General features: G+C 60.2%; 17 protein-coding genes. 13 read left to right on the forward strand and 4 right to left on the reverse strand.

Going from position 1 to position 20,873, the window contains the following annotated elements; genetic code table 11:
• On the reverse strand, positions 1 to 178 hold a 178-nt coding region (gene rpsB, locus ACIONG_RS22265; RefSeq protein ID WP_401302755.1), incomplete at its 3' end, for a 30S ribosomal protein S2.
• Positions 179 to 551: 373 nt separating this feature from the next.
• On the opposite strand from rpsB, the gene map reads away from it, so the two are divergent.
• From map to ACIONG_RS22285, 4 genes are all read left to right on the forward strand, one after another.
• Positions 552 to 1,334: a type I methionyl aminopeptidase gene (gene map, locus ACIONG_RS22270; protein WP_213027694.1), complete on the forward strand. Its 783-nt coding sequence runs from the start codon at positions 552 to 554 to the stop codon at positions 1,332 to 1,334.
• 41 nt (positions 1,335 to 1,375) lie between these two features.
• Positions 1,376 to 4,078 (forward strand): [protein-PII] uridylyltransferase, encoded by a 2,703-nt coding sequence (locus tag ACIONG_RS22275; protein WP_103303037.1) that lies wholly within the window; start codon positions 1,376 to 1,378, stop codon positions 4,076 to 4,078.
• 60 nt (positions 4,079 to 4,138) lie between these two features.
• Positions 4,139 to 5,341, forward strand: a complete 1,203-nt coding sequence (gene dapC / locus ACIONG_RS22280) for a succinyldiaminopimelate transaminase (RefSeq protein WP_401302715.1) — start codon at positions 4,139 to 4,141, stop codon at positions 5,339 to 5,341.
• Positions 5,342 to 5,535: 194 nt separating this feature from the next.
• Positions 5,536 to 6,255 (forward strand): M12 family metallopeptidase, encoded by a 720-nt coding sequence (locus tag ACIONG_RS22285; protein ID WP_401302717.1) that lies wholly within the window; start codon positions 5,536 to 5,538, stop codon positions 6,253 to 6,255.
• On the opposite strand, the gene ACIONG_RS22290 is transcribed toward ACIONG_RS22285, so the two are convergent.
• Entirely contained in the window at positions 6,248 to 7,879 is a 1,632-nt protein-coding gene (locus ACIONG_RS22290) for a Na+/H+ antiporter (protein ID WP_401302719.1), read from the reverse strand. The two genes, ACIONG_RS22285 and ACIONG_RS22290, sit on opposite strands and share 8 nt — an antisense overlap.
• A gap of 293 nt (positions 7,880 to 8,172) precedes the next feature.
• Here ACIONG_RS22290 and ACIONG_RS22295 point away from each other — a divergent pair, with 293 nt between their 5' ends.
• The 4 genes from ACIONG_RS22295 (at position 8,173) to ACIONG_RS22310 (ending at position 11,340) form a co-directional block, all read left to right on the forward strand.
• Entirely contained in the window at positions 8,173 to 8,535 is a 363-nt protein-coding gene (locus ACIONG_RS22295) for an ArsC family reductase (RefSeq protein WP_213027693.1), read from the forward strand.
• A 31-nt stretch (positions 8,536 to 8,566) separates the two neighbouring features.
• Complete coding sequence (dapD, locus tag ACIONG_RS22300) at positions 8,567 to 9,601, forward strand: 2,3,4,5-tetrahydropyridine-2,6-dicarboxylate N-succinyltransferase (protein ID WP_401302722.1); 1,035 nt, start codon at positions 8,567 to 8,569, stop codon at positions 9,599 to 9,601.
• Between the two features lie 132 nt (positions 9,602 to 9,733).
• Positions 9,734 to 10,939: an aminotransferase class V-fold PLP-dependent enzyme gene (locus ACIONG_RS22305; RefSeq protein WP_401302723.1), complete on the forward strand. Its 1,206-nt coding sequence runs from the start codon at positions 9,734 to 9,736 to the stop codon at positions 10,937 to 10,939.
• Positions 10,936 to 11,340 carry a SufE family protein gene (locus ACIONG_RS22310; RefSeq protein WP_401302725.1) on the forward strand — a complete coding sequence of 135 codons (405 nt, stop codon included), beginning with the start codon at positions 10,936 to 10,938 and terminating at the stop codon, positions 11,338 to 11,340. The genes ACIONG_RS22305 and ACIONG_RS22310 overlap by 4 nt, the downstream gene beginning before the upstream one ends.
• Positions 11,341 to 11,455: 115 nt before the next feature.
• Here ACIONG_RS22310 and tcdA read toward each other — a convergent pair whose 3' ends face one another.
• Positions 11,456 to 12,268: a tRNA cyclic N6-threonylcarbamoyladenosine(37) synthase TcdA gene (tcdA, locus tag ACIONG_RS22315; RefSeq protein ID WP_401302727.1), complete on the reverse strand. Its 813-nt coding sequence runs from the start codon at positions 12,266 to 12,268 to the stop codon at positions 11,456 to 11,458.
• A gap of 220 nt (positions 12,269 to 12,488) precedes the next feature.
• Here tcdA and ACIONG_RS22320 point away from each other — a divergent pair, with 220 nt between their 5' ends.
• The 4 genes from ACIONG_RS22320 (at position 12,489) to ACIONG_RS22335 (ending at position 17,707) form a co-directional block, all read left to right on the forward strand.
• Entirely contained in the window at positions 12,489 to 15,080 is a 2,592-nt protein-coding gene (locus ACIONG_RS22320; protein WP_213027690.1) for a glycosyltransferase, read from the forward strand.
• Positions 15,081 to 15,293: 213 nt separating this feature from the next.
• On the forward strand, positions 15,294 to 16,445 hold the full coding sequence (dapE, locus tag ACIONG_RS22325; RefSeq protein ID WP_122843241.1) for a succinyl-diaminopimelate desuccinylase: 1,152 nt from the start codon (positions 15,294 to 15,296) through the stop codon (positions 16,443 to 16,445).
• Positions 16,445 to 17,254, forward strand: a complete 810-nt coding sequence (locus tag ACIONG_RS22330) for a putative RNA methyltransferase (protein WP_213027689.1) — start codon at positions 16,445 to 16,447, stop codon at positions 17,252 to 17,254. Before dapE ends, ACIONG_RS22330 begins: the two co-directional genes overlap by 1 nt.
• A gap of 75 nt (positions 17,255 to 17,329) precedes the next feature.
• Complete coding sequence (locus ACIONG_RS22335) at positions 17,330 to 17,707, forward strand: hypothetical protein (RefSeq protein WP_103303048.1); 378 nt, start codon at positions 17,330 to 17,332, stop codon at positions 17,705 to 17,707.
• Positions 17,708 to 17,817: 110 nt separating this feature from the next.
• Here ACIONG_RS22335 and ACIONG_RS22340 read toward each other — a convergent pair whose 3' ends face one another.
• On the reverse strand, positions 17,818 to 18,027 hold the full coding sequence (locus ACIONG_RS22340) for a cold-shock protein (protein WP_007908870.1): 210 nt from the start codon (positions 18,025 to 18,027) through the stop codon (positions 17,818 to 17,820).
• Positions 18,028 to 18,265: 238 nt separating this feature from the next.
• Between ACIONG_RS22340 and plsB the strand changes: the two genes are divergently transcribed.
• A complete protein-coding gene (gene plsB / locus ACIONG_RS22345) occupies positions 18,266 to 20,767 on the forward strand; it encodes a glycerol-3-phosphate 1-O-acyltransferase PlsB (protein ID WP_401302730.1) in 2,502 nt (833 codons plus the stop codon).
• Positions 20,768 to 20,873: the final 106 nt, after the last annotated feature.

Raw genomic sequence — 20,873 nt, forward strand, 5'->3', positions numbered from 1 at the left:
GACGCTCTCCGAAAGTCAGAGCTTCGTTGAACATTGGCAGGGTTTTTTCAAGGTTGATGATGTGAATCTTGTTACGCGCGCCGAAAAGGTACTTACCCATTTTCGGATTCCAGTAACGGGTTTGGTGACCGAAGTGCACACCGGCCTTCAGCATATCGCGCATGTTGACTTGGGACATGATAGTTCCTTAATAAGTCGGGTTTGGCCTCCACGTATCCCAATGACCAACCAGTGGCATAAAGCCAAAAGCACCCAGGTCATCGTGTCGACACGTGTGTGGATTTAAGCCTTTCGGGGTATCCCCGGAAAGCGGCGCATTTTATATCACAGGGAAGGCAGAAACGGAACCCGAAATCTGCAATCGCACCAAGGACATGGGCTCGGCCCCCTTGGAATCGGCCCTGGGCGCACCATTGTATAGAGACAAGCGATACACGCAGGCGCGGATTTGCTCCTTCCGTCTGGTAGAATCGCGTTTTTCAGGGTCGCAAAACGCACAGCTGCCACCCTATCCGTATCAGCAAGCGCCGCCGAGCGCAGAGAGAGCCTGTATGACCGTCAACCTCAAAACCCCCGAGGACATCGCTGGCATGCGTGTCGCCGGCAAACTGGCCGCCGATGTGCTGGAAATGATTGCCGAACATGTCAAACCGGGCGTTACCACCGATGAGCTGAACCAGATCTGCCACGACTACATCGTCAACGTGCAGCAAGCCATCCCTGCCCCGCTCAACTACAAAGGTTACCCAAAGTCGATCTGCACCTCGATCAACCATGTGGTCTGCCACGGCATCCCGAATGACAAGCCGCTGAAAAACGGCGACACGCTGAACATCGACGTCACCGTGATCAAGGACGGTTACCACGGCGATACCAGCCGCATGTTCCACGTCGGCACCGTGCCAGTCTGGGCCGAGCGTCTGTCGCAGATCACTCAGGAATGCATGTACAAGGCCATCGAAATCGTCAAACCCGGCTGCCGTCTGGGTGACATCGGTGAAGTCATCCAGAAACACGCCGAGAAGAACGGCTTCTCGGTGGTTCGCGAGTTCTGCGGCCACGGCATCGGCAAGGTGTTCCACGAAGAGCCGCAGATCCTGCACTACGGCCGCGCCGGCACCGGCATGGAACTCAAGGCCGGCATGACCTTCACCATCGAACCGATGATCAACCAGGGCAAGGCCGACACCAAGGTATTGGGCGACGGCTGGACCGCGATCACCAAGGACCGCAAGCTTTCGGCGCAGTGGGAACACACCCTGCTGGTCACTGACACCGGCTACGAGATCTTCACCCTGCGCGCCGACGACACCATCCCGCGCATGTCGGCCTGACCCCCAGAACGCTCCCAGCCTTATAGAAGGAAAGCCAATCGATGCCGCAGGTGGATCCCGAACTCTTCGACCGCGGCCAGTTCCAGGCTGAACTGGCCCTGAAAGCGAGCCCTATCGCCGCATTCAAGAAGGCGATCCGCCAGGCCCGCGAAGTGCTCGACGCACGTTTTCGCAACGGCCGTGATATCCGTCGGCTGATCGAGGACCGTGCCTGGTTCGTCGATAACATCCTGCAAAAGGCCTGGGAGCAGTTCAACTGGAGTGAAGACGCCGACATCGCGCTGGTTGCGGTCGGCGGCTATGGCCGTGGCGAGTTACACCCCTATTCCGACATCGACTTGCTGATCCTGCTGGACAGCGCCGATCACGAAGTTTTCCGCGATTCCATCGAGCGTTTTCTGACGCTGCTGTGGGATATCGGCCTGGAAGTCGGCCAGAGCGTGCGCTCGGTCGACGAATGCGCCGAAGAGGCCCGCGCCGACCTGACAGTCGTCACCAACCTGATGGAAAGCCGCACCATCTGCGGTCCCGAGCGCCTGCGCCAACGCATGCTCGACGTCACCAGCACCGCACACATGTGGCCGGCCAAGGAGTTTTTCCTGGCCAAGCGCGCCGAACAGAAAGCTCGCCACCACAAGTACAACGACACCGAATACAACCTGGAACCCAACGTCAAAGGCTCGCCCGGCGGCCTACGGGATATCCAGACGATTCTATGGGTTGCCCGTCGCCAGTACGGCACCCTGAACCTGCGCGCCCTCGCTGGCGAAGGCTTCCTGGTCGAGAGCGAAAACGCCCTTCTCGCCTCCTCTCAGGAATTCCTCTGGAAAGTCCGCTACGCCCTGCACATGCTTGCCGGTCGCTCGGAAGACCGCCTGCTGTTCGATCATCAACGCACCATCGCCGGCCTGCTCGGCTTCGAAGGTGACGACGCCAAACAGGCTGTCGAAAACTTCATGCAACAGTATTTCCGCGTGGTGATGAGCATCGCCCAGCTAAGCGACCTGATCATCCAGCACTTCGAAGAAGTCATCCTCGCCCCTGAGGACGAAGCGCCGCCGCAGCCAATCAACTCGCGCTTCCAGTTGCACGATGGCTATATCGAGGCGCGCAACGACAACGTGTTCCGCCGCACGCCGTTCGCCATGCTCGAGATCTTCGTGCTGATGGCCCAGCAGCCGGAAATCAAAGGGGTGCGCGCCGACACCATTCGCCTGCTGCGCGAAAACCGTCATTTGATCGACGACAATTTCCGCAATGACATCCGCAACACCAGCCTGTTCATCGAGCTGTTCAAGTGCAAGATCGGCATCCACCGCAACCTGCGCCGGATGAATCGTTACGGCATTCTCGGGCGTTATTTGCCGGAGTTCGGTTTCATTGTCGGGCAGATGCAGCACGACCTGTTCCACATCTATACGGTCGATGCGCACACGCTGAACCTGATCAAGCACCTGCGTAAGCTTCAGTACACCCAGGTCTCGGAAAAATTCCCGCTGGCCGCCAAGCTCATGGCCAAACTGCCCAAGCCCGAGCTGATCTACATGGCCGGCCTGTATCACGACATCGGCAAAGGCCGGCATGGCGATCACTCGGAGATCGGCGCCGTCGATGCCGAAGCGTTCTGCCAGCGCCATCAATTACCGGTGTGGGACAGCCGCTTGATCGTCTGGCTGGTGCAAAACCATCTGGTGATGTCGACCACCGCGCAGCGCAAGGACTTGTCCGACCCGCAGGTGATTCATGACTTCGCACAAGCCGTCGGCGACGAAACCCGCCTCGACTACCTGTACGTGCTGACCGTGGCCGACATCAACGCAACCAACCCGACGCTGTGGAACTCGTGGCGTGCCAGCCTGTTGCGCCAGCTCTACACCGAGACCAAGCGTGCCCTGCGCCGTGGCCTGGAGAACCCGGTGGATCGCGAAGAGCAGATTCGCCAGACCCAGAGCGCGGCGCTGGACATTCTGGTGCGCGGCGGCACCGACCCGGACGATGTCGAACAATTGTGGGCGCAACTGGGCGATGACTATTTCCTGCGCCACACCGCTGGCGATGTGGCCTGGCACAGCGACGCGATCCTCCAGCAGCCGGCCGATGGCGGGCCGCTGGTGCTGATCAAGGAAACCACCCAGCGCGAGTTCGAGGGCGGCACGCAGATCTTCATTTACGCACCGGATCAACACGACTTCTTCGCCGTAACCGTGGCCGCAATGGATCAGCTCAACCTGAACATTCACGATGCCCGGGTCATTACCTCAAGCAGCCAATTCACCCTCGACACCTACATCGTGCTCGACAACGACGGCGAATCCATCGGCGACAACCCGGCACGGATCAAGCAGATCCGCGAGGGCCTGACCGAAGCCCTGCGCAACCCGGACGACTACCCGACGATTATTCAGCGCCGGGTACCGCGCCAGCTGAAGCACTTTGCCTTCGCACCGCAGGTGACGATCCACAACGACGCTCAGCGACCGGTGACTGTGCTGGAACTCACCGCGCCGGATCGCCCGGGACTGCTGGCGCGAATCGGCGGGATCTTCCTCGAGTTCGACCTGTCGCTGCAGAACGCCAAGATTGCGACATTGGGCGAACGGGTAGAGGACGTGTTTTTCATCACTGATGCCCACAACCAGCCGTTATCCGACCCCTTGCTGTGCAGTCGCTTGCAGGATGCGATCGTTGAACAGTTGAGCGTCAATCAGGAACCCGATATCAAGCTTTCGCGCATCAGTATCTGATCCAACAACTTCCCCCCTGTGGGAGCAGGCTTGCTCGCTCCCACATTGAACGAGGCCCCCATGAACAACGCTCTGAACCAGCTCCAGCCCTACCCGTTCGAGAAGCTCCGCGCCCTGCTCGGCAGCGTGACGCCAAACCCGGAAAAGCGTCCGATCGCGCTGTCGATCGGTGAGCCGAAACACCGTTCGCCAAGCTTCGTCGCCGAGGCGCTGGCGAACAGTCTGGATCAGATGGCCGTGTACCCGACCACCCTTGGTATTCCCGCCCTGCGCGAAGCCATCGCAGGCTGGTGCGAACGCCGCTTTGGCGTGCCAACCGGCTGGATCGATCCGGCGCGTAACGTGCTGCCGGTCAACGGTACCCGCGAAGCGTTGTTCGCGTTCACCCAGACCGTGGTCAACCGTGGCGACGACGCACTGGTGGTCAGCCCCAACCCGTTCTATCAGATCTACGAAGGCGCCGCGTTTCTCGCCGGAGCCAAGCCGCATTACCTGCCATGCCTTGATGAAAACGGCTTCAATCCTGACTTTGACGCGGTGTCGCCGGATATCTGGAAGCGCTGCCAGATCCTGTTTCTGTGCTCGCCGGGCAACCCGACCGGCGCACTGATCCCGGTCGAGACCCTGAAAAAGCTCATCGCCCTGGCCGACGAATACGACTTCGTCATCGCCGCCGACGAGTGCTACAGCGAACTGTACTTCGACGAACAGACCCCGCCACCGGGTTTGCTCACAGCCTGCGTCGAACTGGGCCGCAAGGACTTCAAACGCTGTGTGGTGTTCCACAGCTTGTCCAAGCGTTCCAACCTGCCGGGCCTGCGCTCCGGTTTCGTCGCCGGCGACGCCGACATCCTCAAGGGTTTCCTGCTGTATCGCACCTACCACGGTTGTGCGATGCCGGTACAAACGCAACTGGCCAGCGTCGCTGCGTGGAATGACGAAGTGCATGTACGCGCCAACCGTGCGTTGTATCGCGAGAAGTTCGACGCGGTGCTGGAGATTCTCAGCCCGGTGATGGACGTACAACGTCCGGATGGCAGCTTCTACTTGTGGCCGAATGTACAAGGCGACGATGCGGCGTTTTGCCGGGATCTGTTTGCCGAAGAACATGTGACTGTCGTGCCCGGCTCCTATTTGTCTCGTGACGTGGATGGGGTCAATCCGGGGGCGGGTCGAGTGCGGATGGCGTTGGTTGCGCCACTGGCGGAATGCGTTGAAGCCGCCGAACGCATTCGAAACTTCATTACCCGTCATCGCTCGTAAAACTTACATCCCGCACGGTGCAATGCCGTGCGGGAATACCCTGCTCGCTGTTTCACTCAGACGGGGATTTGTTATCAGTATCAAGTTACAACTTCGACCAGCCAAAAAAGTACAAAGCCTATTACCTTCCCTTTTCCAAACGCGACGCCTTACGGATCAAGGCACGACGTTCACAATCAATAAGGATATTGACCATGCACACCTGTCATTTTGTGAGAATGCTGGAGCCCGGCACTCGCCAGGAACAAGCCCGACAGAACCTCCCTCCGCAAACGCGCCACAGGCGTTCAGTCGCTTACTCAAACAGCTTCTGGGAAAACGCCAGTACGGTGACCTTCTCGTTCAAAGAGGACGTACCGGCCAATCTAAGGGTAAGGATAGAATTCTGCCTCAGGCGATGGGAGCCCTTTATCAGCCTGGCGCTCGAACTGGTCGATGACGGCGACGGCCAGATACGCATTGCAGTGGAAGGCAACGACAGTTACTCGGCCATTGGCACGTGGGCCCTGCAAGAGGATCCGGACGAGCCCACCCTGGTGATAGGCAAAAGCCCTGATGATCGTTTTTTTGAGCAAACGATCCTGCATGAATTCGGCCATGCGCTGGGATTTCATCATGCGCATCTGCATCCCGACGCTAACATCCCGTGGGACAAACCCGCCGCCTATGACTTTTTCAAAAAGAACCATGGCTGGAGCAAAGCCCAGGTTGATCACAACTTCTTCAACCTTGACTCCAGGCAGTCGGCATTCCTCGGCAGCTACGACAGACACTCGATCATGCATTACCCGACTCCTGAATTTCTCACCTACAAGAAATGGGATATCGGCGACAACATGACCCTCAGCGAAGGGGACAAACTCTTCGCCAGACAAGCTTATCCCGCCCTTGACTACTGGCAACTGCCTACTTGACCTGCCCCAGATTCGCTTCACTCAGGTCAAGGTCAGCCAATACTTCCCTGAGCACGTCATCACCAATCTCATGTTGACGGCTGAGGCTGTACAGCTCCAGGCGTTGCGCGCGCAGCGCCTTCAAGCGTAAACGGCGTTCCAGCAGATCCATCTGGAACGCCAGCGCCTGGGCTTCGGCGGAATCGTTGAAGACGTCGAGTTGATGGCGGTACTCGGACATGATCCGCGCCTTCAATTCTGCCGACAGCGCCGCTTGCGCGGCATCCTGCGGGCCGACCTCTTCGGTTTCCAGCGCATGGATCGCCGCTTCGGCGGTCTTGCGCCAGGCGTCGCGAACTTCCTGACGGCGTTTATCGTCAGGGCTTTTTTCGATGCCGCGCAACAGCAATGGCAAGGCGATACATGCCGAGACCAGTGACAGCAGAATCACTCCGGCGGCAATGAAAATCAGCAGGTCACGCTCGGGAAATGCCTCACTCCCCATCAACATCGGCACCGACATCACACCCGCCAGCGTTACCGCGCCGCGTACACCGCCGACTGTCAGCAGCCAGCAGGAGCGGGCGGTCGGGACTTGCGTCAGATCTCCCTTGCCGCGCAATCGTCGCAACAGCACTGACAAACGCCAGATGCTTTGCACCCAGATAAATCGCAGCAGCACTAACGCGAGGTAAATCGCCAGCACATCGAGGCAGCGATACAGCAGCGTTGGCCACAGCGTCGGCTCATGGCTGACCACGGCTTTGATGATGTCCGGCAGTTGCAGACCCAGCAACAGAAAAATCAAACCGTTGAAAGCAAACTCCAGCAGCGACCAGACGCTCCGGTTAAGCAGGCGCGTGCTGGTCTGGCGCGGCAACAGATCGAGCCAGCTCTGCATCATTCCCGCCGCGACCGCCGACAGGATGCCCGATACACCGAGACGCTCGGCCAGTACATAGGCGGCAAACGGCAACAACAGCATGAACACCACGTGAGTCGCCGGGTCATCCCAGCCTCGGGCGATCATCCATGCCCGCAATCGCCCGACCAGCCAGCTCAACGCGACGCCGACCGCCAAGCCTCCAAGTGCCACGACCACAAAGGTCAGGCTGGCGTTGGTCAGCGAGAAAACGCCCGTCACGGCGGCAGCCAAGGCAAACTTGAACGTCACCAGACCGGACGCGTCGTTCATCAACGCCTCGCCTTGCAACATATGCATCAACGGCGTGGGCAAACGGTTTTGCGAGATGGCCGACACCGCCACAGCGTCCGTTGGCGACAGCACAGCGGCCAACGCGAAAGCCACCGGCAGTGGAATTGTCGGCAGCAGCCAATGGATGAAGTACCCGGCGCCCACCACCGTAAACAGCACCAGCCCGACCGCGAGCGTCAGAATCGGTCCGCGCAAATGCCAGAGTTCACGTTTGGGCATGCGCCAACCGTCGGAAAACAGCAGCGGCGGCAAGAACAGAAACAGGAAAAGTTCGGGATCAAGGGCGACATGCAGACCCAGCGTCGGCCAGGCCAGCAAGGCACCGGCGGCGATCTGGACCAAAGGCAGCGGCAGCGGGATGACCCGTCCGACCAGACGGGAGACGCTGACCAGCATCAGCAGGATCAGGACGGTGTAGGCAGTTTGCATAAAGCGGAAATCTCAGACAATCGACAGCGTTGAACTGCCATATTAGCCGCTTAGGCTGTGCCTGACCGTTGCACCTATGTCGCAGCCCTGCCACAAATCCCTTCTAGGAGTGAGCCTGCTCGCGATAACGGTTTAACATTCAACAATGCCAGTGGCAGGTAAATCGCCATCGCGAGCAGGCTCACTCCTACAGGGTTTTGCGGTGGGAAATCGACCTCAGGCGCCGCGAAACCGTTTGGTCATGGCATAATCCGACACCATTTTTCTCCAGCACCTGTAAAGGGGGCGATTCCTTGACGGTTTCAAGTAAAACGTTGCACCTTTTCGGCATCAAAGCCTGCGACACCATGAAAAAGGCGCGCACCTGGCTCGATGAACACGCTGTCAGCTACGACTTTCACGATTACAAAACCGCCGGTATCGACCGTGAACACCTGACCCAATGGTGTGACGAGCACGGCTGGCAAACGGTGTTGAACCGTGCAGGCACGACCTTTCGCAAACTCGACGACGAACGCAAAGCCGATCTCGACCAAGCGAAAGCCATCGAACTGATGCTCGCTCAACCCTCGATGATCAAGCGCCCGGTGCTCGATCTCGGTGACCGAACCCTGATTGGCTTCAAGCCAGATATCTACGCGGCCGCTCTGAAGTAAGCAGCCCGTCACTCTTTGTAGAGGTATTCACATGTCCAACTCCCTGTTCAGCATCGCCTTCGGTGTCGGCACGCAAAACCGTCAAGGCGCCTGGCTCGAAGTGTTCTACGCACAGCCACTGCTCAACCCTTCGGCCGAACTGGTCGCCGCCGTTGCGCCGATCCTCGGCTACACCGAAGGCAACCAGGCCATCACCTTCACCACCGCACAGGCTGCGCAACTGGCTGAAGCAGTGAAAGGCATCGACGCCGTTCAAGGCAAATTGCTGACCCGCCTGGCCGAGAGCCACAAGCCGCTGGTCGCCACCCTGCTGGCCGAAGACACACAGCTGACTTCCACGCCTGAGGCGTACCTGAAGCTGCACCTGCTGTCCCATCGCCTGGTCAAGCCGCACGGCGTGAGCTTGGCCGGGATCTTCCCGCTGCTGCCGAACGTAGCGTGGACCAGCCAGGGTGCGATCGACCTGAGCGAACTGGCCGAGCTGCAACTCGAAGCCCGTCTGCGTGGCGAGCTGCTGGAAGTGTTCTCGGTGGACAAGTTCCCGAAAATGACTGATTACGTTGTCCCTGCTGGTGTGCGTATCGCTGACGCCGCGCGTCTGCGTCTGGGCGCCTACGTGGGCGAAGGCACCACCGTGATGCACGAAGGCTTCATCAACTTCAACGCCGGCACCGAAGGCCCGGGCATGATCGAAGGCCGCGTATCGGCTGGCGTTTTCGTCGGCAAGGGTTCGGACCTGGGCGGCGGTTGCTCGACCATGGGCACCCTGTCGGGCGGCGGCAACATCGTGATCAAGGTCGGCGAAGGCTGCCTGATCGGCGCCAACGCCGGTATCGGTATTCCGCTGGGCGACCGCAACACCGTCGAGTCTGGCCTGTACGTGACCGCCGGCACCAAGGTGGCGCTGCTGGACGAGAACAACAATCTGGTCAAAGTTGTGAAAGCGCGTGAGCTGGCCGGTCAGACTGACCTGCTGTTCCGTCGCAATTCGGAAACCGGTGCCGTGGAATGCAAAACCCACAAATCGGCGATCGAACTGAACGAAGCGCTGCACGCTCACAACTGAGTGCTTGGATAATCCATTGTAGGAGTGAGCCTGCTCGCGATGCTTTTAGCGCCCTCACGGACGCCATCGCGATCAGGCTCACTCCTACAGGATTTGGCGTACATCCCGCCCATTTCACCAGGGCTATAAACCGTGATGATTCCCTCCCCCTGGCGTGCCGATTTCCCGGCCATCGCCGCCCTGCAACGGCAAGACCAGACCTATCTGGACAACGCCGCCACCACGCAAAAACCCCAGGCCCTGCTCGACGCGCTGGCGCATTACTACGCCAACGGCGCGGCCAATGTGCATCGTGCGCAACATTTGCCCGGCGCCCACGCCACGCAAGCGTTCGAAGACAGTCGACTCAAAGTCGCGCAGTGGCTCAATGCCGGTGACAGCGGGCAAATCATCTTCACCCACGGCGCCACCAGTGCGCTGAATCTCCTGGCTTATGGCCTGGAACATCTTTTCCATCCGGGCGATGAAATTGTCATCAGCGCCTTGGAGCATCACGCCAACCTGCTGCCGTGGCAGCAACTGGCGCAACGTCGCCAGCTGAAACTGGTGATCCTGCCGCTGGATGACGACGGTGTGATCGACCTCGCCGCCGCTGTCCATCTGATCGGCCCGCGCACGCGTTTGCTGGCGGTCAGCCAGTTGTCCAACGTGCTCGGCGCCTGGCAACCACTGCCTGCACTGCTTGGCATGGCCAAGGCGCAGAACGCGCTGACCGTGGTCGATGGCGCCCAAGGCGTGGTGCACGGTCGGCATGACGTACAGGCGCTGGGCTGCGATTTTTATGTGTTTTCCAGCCACAAACTGTACGGCCCCGATGGCCTCGGTGTGTTGTTCGGCCGCAATGCCGCGCTTGAACAGCTGAAGCCGTGGCAGTTTGGCGGTGAGATGGTGCTGGAAGCCAACTACCACGACTCACGCTTTCGTCCTGCCCCGCTGGGTTTCGAGGCAGGCACGCCACCGATTGCCAGTGTGATCGGCCTCGGCGCGACCCTTGATTATCTCGCCGGGCTTGATCAGGACGCGGTGTCTGCTCACGAAGCCGCGCTACATGATTACCTGCTGCGCGGCCTCGCCGCCCGCAATGGCATTCGCCTGCTGGGCAAGCCGCAACTGGCGCTGGCGAGTTTTGTTGTCGAGGGTGTGCACAACGCCGACCTCGCGCATCTGCTGACCGAGCAAGGCATCGCCGTGCGCGCCGGGCATCACTGCGCCATGCCGTTGCTGAAAAGCTTCGAACTGGCCGGGGCGATTCGGGTGTCGCTGGCGCTGTACAACGACTCCGAAGATCTGGAGCGGTTTTTTGAAGCGCTGGATCAGGCACTGGAGTTGTTGCGATGAAATTGCCGGCTGAAGCCGCCGATGCGCTGCACACCTTTCAGAATGCCGCAGGCTGGGAACAGCGGGCGCGGTTGCTGATGCAGTTTGGTGATCGTCTGGCGCCGTTGAATGTCTTGGACAAGTGCGAAGCCAACCGGGTGCATGGGTGTGAAAGTCAGGTGTGGCTGGTTGGGGAATTGCGTGATGGTCACTGGCAGTTCGCGGCGAGCAGCGATGCGCGGATGATTCGCGGGTTGGTGGCGTTGCTGTTGTTGCGGGTCAATGGACTGAGCGCTGATGAATTGCAGGAAGTTGATTTGCCGGACTGGTTCAATCAACTCGGCCTGTCGCGCCAGTTGTCGCCGTCGCGCAGCAATGGCCTGAATGCCGTGCTCCAGCGGATGAATGAGTTGGCAGGTTGATCGCTATCGCTGGCAAGCCAGCTCCCACAGGGTCCATGGTGTTCACAAATGCAGTGAACCTGCCAAATACCTGTGGGAGCTGGCTTGCCAGCGATGAGGTCATCAACTCCACCGATCAAACCTGAGGTTTCACTCGGTCAGCCGGGCGCCGAACACCCGCCACAATCTTGTCCACAGCCTTGGTCGCCGCGACCATGCCGAACGTCGCCGTGACCATCATCACCGCGCCAAAACCGCCCGCGCAGTCGAGCTTCACGCCATCACCGACAAAACTCTTCTGCAAACAGATGCTGCCGTCCGGTTTCGGATAGCGCAGTTGCTCGGTGGAGAACACACACGGCACGCTGTAATGACGGGTCACGGTGCGTGAGAAGCCGTAGTCACGGCGCAACGTCGAGCGCACTTTCGACGCCAGCGGATCGTTGAACGTACGGTTCAGATCGCAGACCTGAATCAGCGTCGGATCAATCTGCCCGCCCGCGCCGCCGGTGGTGATGATCTGGATTTTGCGGCGCTTGCACCAGGCGATCAGCGCAGCCTTGGCGTTGACTGCGTCGATGCAGTCAATCACGCAATCGATGTTCGGCGTGATGTACTCGGCCATGGTCTCGCGGGTCACGAAATCCGCCACAGCGTGCACGGTGCAATCCGGGTTGATCCCGCGCAAACGCTCGGCCATCACGTCGACCTTGGGTTTGCCGACGGTGCCGTCCAGCGCGTGCAACTGCCGATTGGCGTTGCTGACACAGACATCGTCGAGGTCGAACAGCGAAATTTCGCCGACACCACAACGGGCCATGGCTTCCGCCGCCCAGGAACCGACGCCACCGACGCCGACGATCGCCACGTGGGCGGCGCGCAAGCGCTCCAGGCCTTCGATGCCATACAAACGGGCGATGCCTGCAAACCGCGGATCTTCTGTACTCATGACCATTACCCCAAAAACCGGCGCGCATTATAGGGCTACGCAGCGACAAGTTTTAACCTTCGATCTACAAGTGTAAGAACTTAAGTCAAAGAGGATTGCCCAATATCGGGCATTTCCCTGTCTGTTGTACGACTTGTGAACTACCGGTGTAGGATGCGCGCCCCTTTGGCGTATAGCCTACCGATCCTCCGTTCCACAGCCTTTGGAACCTGAAACAGCTATGTCATCGCGTAAATTTGGACTCAACCTGGTGGTGGTTCTGGCAATCGCCGCCCTGTTCACCGGCTTCTGGGCGCTGATCAATCGCCCGGTCACCGCGCCGAACTGGCCGGAGCAGATCTCCGGTTTCTCCTATTCGCCGTTCCAACAAGGACAATTCCCGCAGAAGGATCAGTTCCCATCTGACGAGGAAATGCGCCGCGATCTGGAGATCATGAGCAAGCTGACGGACAACATCCGTATCTACTCGGTCGACGGCTCTTTGCAAGACATCCCGAAACTGGCGGAAGAGTTCGGCCTGCGCGTGACCCTCGGGATCTGGATCAGCCCCGACCAGGAGCGCAACGAACGAGAAATCACCCGCGCCATCGAACTGGCCAACACCTCGCGCAGCGTGGTTCGCGTGGTAGTCGGCAACGAGGCGATCTTCCGCAAGGAAATCACCGCCGAACAACTGAGCGTGCTGCTAGACCGGGTTCGCGCCGCGGTGAAAGTGCCGGTGACTACCTCCGAGCAGTGGCACGTCTGGGAAGAACACCCGGAACTGGCCAAGCACGTTGACCTGATCGCCGCCCACGTTCTGCCGTACTGGGAATTCATCCCGGTCGACAAGGCTGGCCAGTTCGTTTTCGACCGTGCCCGCGACCTGAAAAAGCTGTTCCCGAAAAAACCGCTGCTGCTGTCCGAAGTGGGCTGGCCGAGCAACGGCCGTATGCGCGGTGGTGCTGATGCGTCGCCGGCAGATCAGGCGATCTACCTGCGCAACCTGGTGAACAAGCTCAATCGCCAGGGCTTCAACTACTTCGTGATCGAAGCGTTTGACCAGCCGTGGAAGGCCAGTGACGAAGGGTCGGTTGGCGCCTATTGGGGCGTGTTCAACGCCGCGCGTCAGCAGAAATTCAACTTCGAAGGCCCGGTGGTAGCGATTCCGCAATGGCGCGTGCTGGCGGTCGGTTCGGTGGTGCTGGCGTTGTTGTCGCTGACGTTGCTGATGATCGACGGCTCGGCGCTGCGCCAGCGCGGCCGGATCTTCCTGACCTTTATTGCATTCCTGTGTGGTTCGGTGCTGGTGTGGATCGGTTACGACTACAGCCTGCAATACAGCACGTGGTTCAGCCTGACGGTCGGTTTCCTCCTGGCACTGGGTGCGCTCGGCGTGTTTATCGTCTTGCTGACGGAGGCGCATGAATTGGCCGAAGCGGTGTGGATTCACAAGCGTCGACGGGAATTCCTGCCGGTCGAAGGCGACTCCAGCTATCGCCCGAAGGTGTCGATCCACGTGCCTTGCTACAACGAGCCGCCGGACATGGTCAAACAGACCCTCGACGCCCTGGCCGCGCTCGATTATCCGGACTATGAAGTCCTGATCATCGACAACAACACCAAGGACCCGGCGGTCTGGGAACCGGTGCGCGACTACTGCGCAACCCTCGGCCCACGCTTCAAGTTCTTCCACGTTGCGCCATTGGCCGGTTTCAAGGGCGGTGCGCTGAACTACCTGATCCCGCACACCGCCAAGGACGCCGAAGTGATCGCGGTGATCGACTCCGATTATTGCGTGCACCCGAACTGGCTCAAGCACATGGTGCCGCACTTCGCCGACCCGAAAATCGCCGTGGTGCAGTCGCCTCAGGACTATCGCGACCAGAACGAAAGCACCTTCAAGAAGCTCTGCTACGCGGAATACAAAGGCTTCTTCCACATCGGCATGGTCACCCGCAATGACCGTGACGCGATCATCCAGCACGGCACCATGACCATGACCCGCCGTTCGGTTCTGGAAGAATTGGGTTGGGCTGACTGGTGCATCTGTGAAGACGCCGAACTCGGTCTGCGCGTGTTCGAGAAAGGCCTGTCGGCGGCGTATTACCACGACAGCTACGGCAAGGGTCTGATGCCGGACACCTTCATCGACTTCAAGAAGCAGCGTTTCCGTTGGGCTTACGGTGCGATCCAGATCATCAAGCGCCACACCCGCAGCCTGCTGCGCGGCAAGGACACCGAACTGACTCGTGGCCAGCGCTACCACTTCCTCGCGGGCTGGTTGCCGTGGGTCGCGGACGGTATGAACATTTTCTTCACCGTCGGCGCGCTGTTGTGGTCGGCGGCAATGATCATCGTGCCGCAACGGGTCGATCCGCCGCTGCTGATTTTCGCGATCCCGCCGTTGGCGCTGTTCGTGTTCAAGGTCGGCAAGATCATCTTCCTGTATCGCCGCGCGGTTGGGGTGAACCTGAAGGATGCGTTCTGTGCGGCACTGGCCGGTCTGGCGTTGTCGCACACCATCGCCAAAGCGGTGTTGTACGGCTTCTTCACCAGCAGCATTCCGTTCTTCCGTACGCCGAAAAATGCCGACAACCATGGCTTCTGGGTGGCGATTTCCGAAGCGCGGGAGGAGCTGTTCATCATGTTGCTGTTGTGGGGCGCGGCGCTGGGGATCTTCCTGGTCAACGGCATGCCGAGCAATGACATGCGTTTCTGGGTGGTGATGCTGCTGGTGCAGTCGCTGCCGTACCTGGCGGCGTTGATCATGGCGTTCCTGTCGTCGCTACCGAAACCTGCGCCCGCGCCTGAACCGGCGCCGGTCGTCTAAATCCTCATCGATGCACTAAACGGCGGCCAATGGTCGCCGTTTTGCTTTAAGATAACCGCCATTTTGCGGGGCTCAGCTCTAATCCCTGTGGGAGCGAGCCTGCTCGCGAAGGCGTTGTAACAATCACCAACTATGTTGACTGACACACCGCATTCGCGAGCAGGCTCGCTCCCACATTGGTCCCTGCTCAAATTCATGATCCCGGAGTTTTCCATGACGGCCCACGCCGACCTTTCGCCGACCCTCCAACTCGCCATCGATCTGATCCGCCGTCCGTCCGTAACGCCGGTCGATGCCGATTGCCAGAAGCAGATGATGCAGCGCCTGGGCGATGCCGGTTTCACCCTCGAACCGATGCGCATCGAGGATGTGGATAACTTCTGGGCCACCCACGGCAACAACGACGGCCCGGTGCTGTGCTTCGCCGGCCACACCGACGTGGTGCCGACCGGTCCGGTAACGGCGTGGCAGATCGACCCGTTCAACGCGGTGATTGATGAACACGGCATGCTCTGCGGTCGTGGCGCGGCGGACATGAAAGGCAGCCTGGCGTCGATGACCGTTGCCGCCGAACGCTTTGTCACCGACTACCCGAACCACAAGGGCAAGGTCGCGTTCCTGATCACCAGCGACGAAGAAGGCCCGGCGCATCACGGCACCAAGGCTGTGGTTGAACGCCTGGCCGCGCGCAACGAGCGTCTGGACTGGTGCATCGTCGGCGAACCGTCGAGCACCACTTTGGTTGGCGACGTTGTGAAAAACGGCCGCCGTGGCTCGCTCGGTGCCAAGCTCACCGTCAAAGGCATTCAGGGCCACGTCGCCTACCCGCACCTGGCGAAAAATCCGATCCACCTTGCTGCTCCGGCGCTGGCCGAACTGGCCGCAGAGCATTGGGATCACGGCAACGATTTCTTCCCGCCGACCAGTTTCCAGATTTCCAACGTCAATTCCGGCACCGGCGCGACCAACGTGATTCCGGGCGATCTGGTGGCGGTGTTCAACTTCCGCTTCTCCACCGAATCGACCGTCGAAGGCCTGCAGAAACGTGTCGCCGACATCCTCGACAAGCACGATCTGGACTGGCACATCGACTGGGCGCTGTCCGGCCTGCCGTTCCTCACCGAGCCGGGCGCGCTGCTCGACGCGGTATCGGCGAGCATCAAGGACATCACCGGCCGCGAGACCAAGGCATCCACCAGCGGCGGCACTTCCGATGGCCGTTTCATCGCGACCATGGGCACGCAAGTGGTTGAACTGGGCCCGGTCAACGCGACTATCCACCAGGTCAACGAACGCGTATTGGCGGCCGATCTCGACGTGCTGACCGAGATCTACTACCAGACCCTGATCAAGTTGCTCGCCTGATGCTTGCTTGCCCCATTTGCAGTGAACCGCTGAACACAGTGGACAACGGCGTGGTCTGCCCCGCCGGCCATCGCTTCGACCGTGCGCGGCAGGGTTATCTGAACCTGCTGCCGGTGCAGCACAAGAACAGCCGCGACCCTGGCGACAACCAAGCCATGGTCGAGGCGCGCCGTGACTTTTTGAACGCCGGCCATTACGCGCCGGTGGCCAAGCGTCTGGCCGAACTGGCGGCGAGCTATGCGCCAGATCGCTGGGTCGACATCGGTTGTGGCGAGGGTTATTACACCGCGCAAATCGCCGAGGCCCTGCCGGACGCCGATGGCTACGCGCTGGACATCTCGCGTGAAGCGGTCAAACGCGCCTGCAAGCGCAACCCGGCGCTGACCTGGTTGATCGCCAGCATGGCTCGCGTGCCATTGGCGTCGGGCAGTTGCCAGTTTCTCGCCAGCGTTTTCAGTCCTTTGGACTGGGAAGAAGCCAAGCGTCTGCTCAGCGTTGGCGGCGGTCTGATGAAAGTCGGCCCGACCAGCGGCCACCTGATGGAATTGCGCGAACGCCTGTACGACGAAGTGCGCGAATACACCGACGACAAGCATCTGGCCCTGGTGCCCGAAGGCATGGCGCTGGCGCACAGTGAAACCCTGGAATTCAAACTGACGCTGGACAAGCCCGAGGACCGCGCCAACCTGTTGGCGATGACACCTCACGGCTGGCGTGCCAGTGCCGAGCGTCGCGCGGCGGTGATCGAGCAGGCAGAGCCGTTCGAGACCACCGTGTCGATGCGCTACGATTATTTCGTTCTTCAATAACTTTTGGTCTCGGGCCAATGCCCGGGGCCGGCTAAATCCGCGAATGGATTTTTCAGACCCGCAGTGAGGACATCCATGCGCCAACCGGATATCGAGATTTACCTGAAAGACGCCGACGTCGACCACAAGGCCATTTCGGCCTGGCTGGGCGAAGCGTTGGGCCCATGCAGCGACTGGGTGCAGAAAGGCCAGACCTACAAGTGCAAGGCCGGCAACGTGCCGGTGACCTGGCTGCCGAAAGCCGTCGGCAAGTGGAACAGCCTGTACCTGGAAAGCGACCAGACGCCTTGGGACGACGACATCGCCTGCGCTCGCGCAGCCTTTGCTGCGCTGAACGTCGAAGTGCGTTGTGCGCCGGGGACGTGGGTCGAGGAAGAAGGCGAAGAGACAGCAGATCGCTGGATTCGCATCAGCGAAGACGGTGAAGAAGAGATCACCTGGAAAACCGCCTGATACTGATCGTTCCCACGCTCCGCGTGGGAATGCAGCCCGGGACGCTCTGCGTCCAATGCGGACGCGGAGCGTCCATTGAGGCATTCCCACGCAGAGCGTGGGAACGATCATCACAGACCTACAACATCCTCAGCCTGCAAACCCTTCTCGCCGGTGATCACCGCGTACTCGACCTGCTGACCTTCCGTCAGTGACCGATGCCCTTCGCCACGAATCGCGCGGTAGTGCACGAACACGTCCACCCCGTCCTCGCGCTGAATGAAGCCGTAGCCCTTGGCGTCGTTGAACCACTTCACGTTGCCGGTTTCACGTGTTGCCATCTGTTCATACTCCTTTTTTATTATTGAACAGGCTTTTCGCAGGAAAGCCTTTGAGGAACGTCAGCCTGCGTCCGACGTCCATAAAAGGGCCCCGGCGGCAGATCGCCGAGTATATGACAGGCGGCAAAACTCTCAACAGGAGATTACTTCGCCGCTTTTTTGCCGATTTTCGATGAATCCGGCACACTAGCCACCGCCCGAGCACCTGCTCGGTTTTATCCACTCACGCAGAAGCCGTATGACCCGTTCCCCGTTCCGCCGTCTTGTGTTTGGCACCTTGCGCCGACTGTTGTATCTCTGGGTTCGCTCCGAGACGATCAACCAGTCGTCGTTCACCCTCAACCTCGACCGCAGTCGTCCGGTGTTCTACGTCCTGCAAAATCCATCGCTGACCGATCTGGCGGTGGTCGATACCGAGTGCACCAAGGCCGGCCTGCCGCGTCCGGTGCTGCCGGTGTCAGTGGGTTCGCTGATCGAGCCCGCCGCGTTCTTCTATCTGACCCCGGACCCGGACTGGCTCGGCCGTCAGGACAAACGCGGTGCGCCGCCGACCCTGACACGGCTGGTCAGCGCGCTCACGCAGAACGCTGCCGAAGACGCACAGATCATTCCGGTCAGCGTGTTCTGGGGCCAATCGCCGGACAGTGAAAACAGTCCCTGGAAATTGTTGTTCGCCGACAGCTGGGCCGTCACCGGCCGTCTGCGTCGACTGCTGAGCATCGTCGTCCTCGGGCGTAAAACCCGCGTGCAATTCTCCGCGCCGATCCACCTGCGCGAGCTGATCGAACACAACAAGGGCCACGAACGCACCGTGCGCATGGCCCAGCGCATCCTGCGCGTACACTTCCGCAATCTGAAAGCGGCAGTGATCGGTCCGGACATTTCCCACCGCCGCAACCTGGTCAAAGGCCTGCTCAACCAGCCGCTGGTCAAGCAAGCGATCCTCGACGAAGCCGAGCGCGAAAACATCTCGCCGGAAAAAGCCAAAGCCCAGGCCCTGCGCTACGGCAACGAGATCGCCTCGGACTACACCTACACCGCGATCCGCTTCCTTGAAGTGGTGCTGAGCTGGTTCTGGAACAAAATCTACGACGGCATCAAGGTCAACCACATCGAAGGCGTGCAAAAGGTCGCCCAGGGTCACGAAGTGATCTACGTGCCGTGCCACCGCAGCCACATCGACTACCTGCTGCTCTCGTATTTGCTGTTCCGCAACGGCCTGACGCCGCCGCACATCGCCGCCGGGATCAACCTGAACATGCCGGTGATCGGCAGCCTGCTGCGCCGTGGCGGCGCGTTCTTCATGCGCCGCACGTTCAAGGGCAATCCGCTGTACACCTCGGTGTTCAACGAGTACCTGCACACCCTGTTCACCAAAGGTTTTCCGGTCGAGTACTTCGTCGAGGGCGGTCGCTCGCGCACCGGGCGCATGCTGCAACCGAAAACCGGGATGCTCGCCATTACCATGCGCAGCTTCCTGCGTTCGTCGCGGATGCCGATCGTGTTTGTGCCGGTGTACATCGGCTATGAGCGCGTACTTGAAGGTCGCACCTACCTCGGCGAACTGCGTGGCGCGAGCAAGAAGAAAGAGTCGATCTTCGACATCTTCAAAGTCATCGGCGCGCTCAAACAGCGCTTCGGTCAGGTCGCGGTGAACTTCGGCGAGCCGATCAAACTGGCGGAGTTCCTCGACGCCGAACAACCGGACTGGCGCCAGCAGGAACTTGGCCCGCAGTACAAACCGGCGTGGCTCAACGAGACCACCAACCGCCTCGGCGAGAAAGTCGCGCAGCATCTGAACGAAGCGGCGGCGATCAACCCGGTCAACCTGGTGGCCCTGGCGCTGCTGTCGACCAGCCGTCTGGCGCTGGATGATCGGGCGATGGCGCGGGTACTGGATCTGTATCTGGCCCTGCTGCGCAAGGTCCCGTACTCGCCGCACACCACATTGCCGGAAGGCGATGGTCGCGCGCTGATCGAGCATGTGAAGGACATGGATCTGCTGTCCGAACAAAACGATGCGCTGGGCAAGATTCTCTATCTGGACGAGCAAAATGCCGTCCTGATGACCTACTACCGCAACAACGTGCTGCACATTTTCGCCCTGCCATCGCTGCTGGCGAGCTTCTTCCAGAGCACCTCGCGCATGAGCCGCGAACAGATCTTGCGCTACACCCGCGCGCTGTATCCGTACTTGCAGTCGGAGCTGTTCATCCGCTGGAGCCTCGACGAACTCGACGCGGTGGTCGATCAATGGCTGGAAGCGTTCGTCGAACAAGGCCTGCTGCGCTTCGAGAAAGACGTGTACCTGCGTCCGGCACCGAGCTCGCGGCATTTCGTGCTGCTGACCCTGCTGTCGAAGAGCATTGCGCAGACCCTGCAACGCTTCTACATGACCGTCTCGCTGCTGCTCAACGCCGGCCAGAACAGCGTCAGCGCCGAAGAACTGGAAGACCTGTGCACGGTCATGGCCCAGCGCCTGTCGATCCTCCACGGCCTGAATGCCCCGGAGTTCTTCGACAAGAGCCTGTTCCGCCACTTCATCCAGACCCTGCTCGACCTCGACGTGCTGCGTCGCGACGAGGCCGGCAAACTGAGCTACCACGAACTGCTCGGCGAACTGGCCGAAGGCGCGGCCAAACGTGTGTTGCCGGCGGAGATTCGTTTGTCGATCCGTCAGGTCGCGCTGCATCGCAGTGAAGATGCGGCCGATCAACCGGCCATACAGCCCGAAGCCTGATGAAAACCTGTAGGAGTGAGCCTGCTCGCGAAAACGCTGGGTCAGACAACAGAGATGTTGAACCGCCATCGCGAGCAGGCTCACTCCTACATTGAAAGGAGATTTG

Source organism: Pseudomonas sp. NPDC087817 (genome assembly GCF_044742875.1).
Taxonomy (GTDB): Bacteria; Pseudomonadota; Gammaproteobacteria; order Pseudomonadales; family Pseudomonadaceae; genus Aquipseudomonas.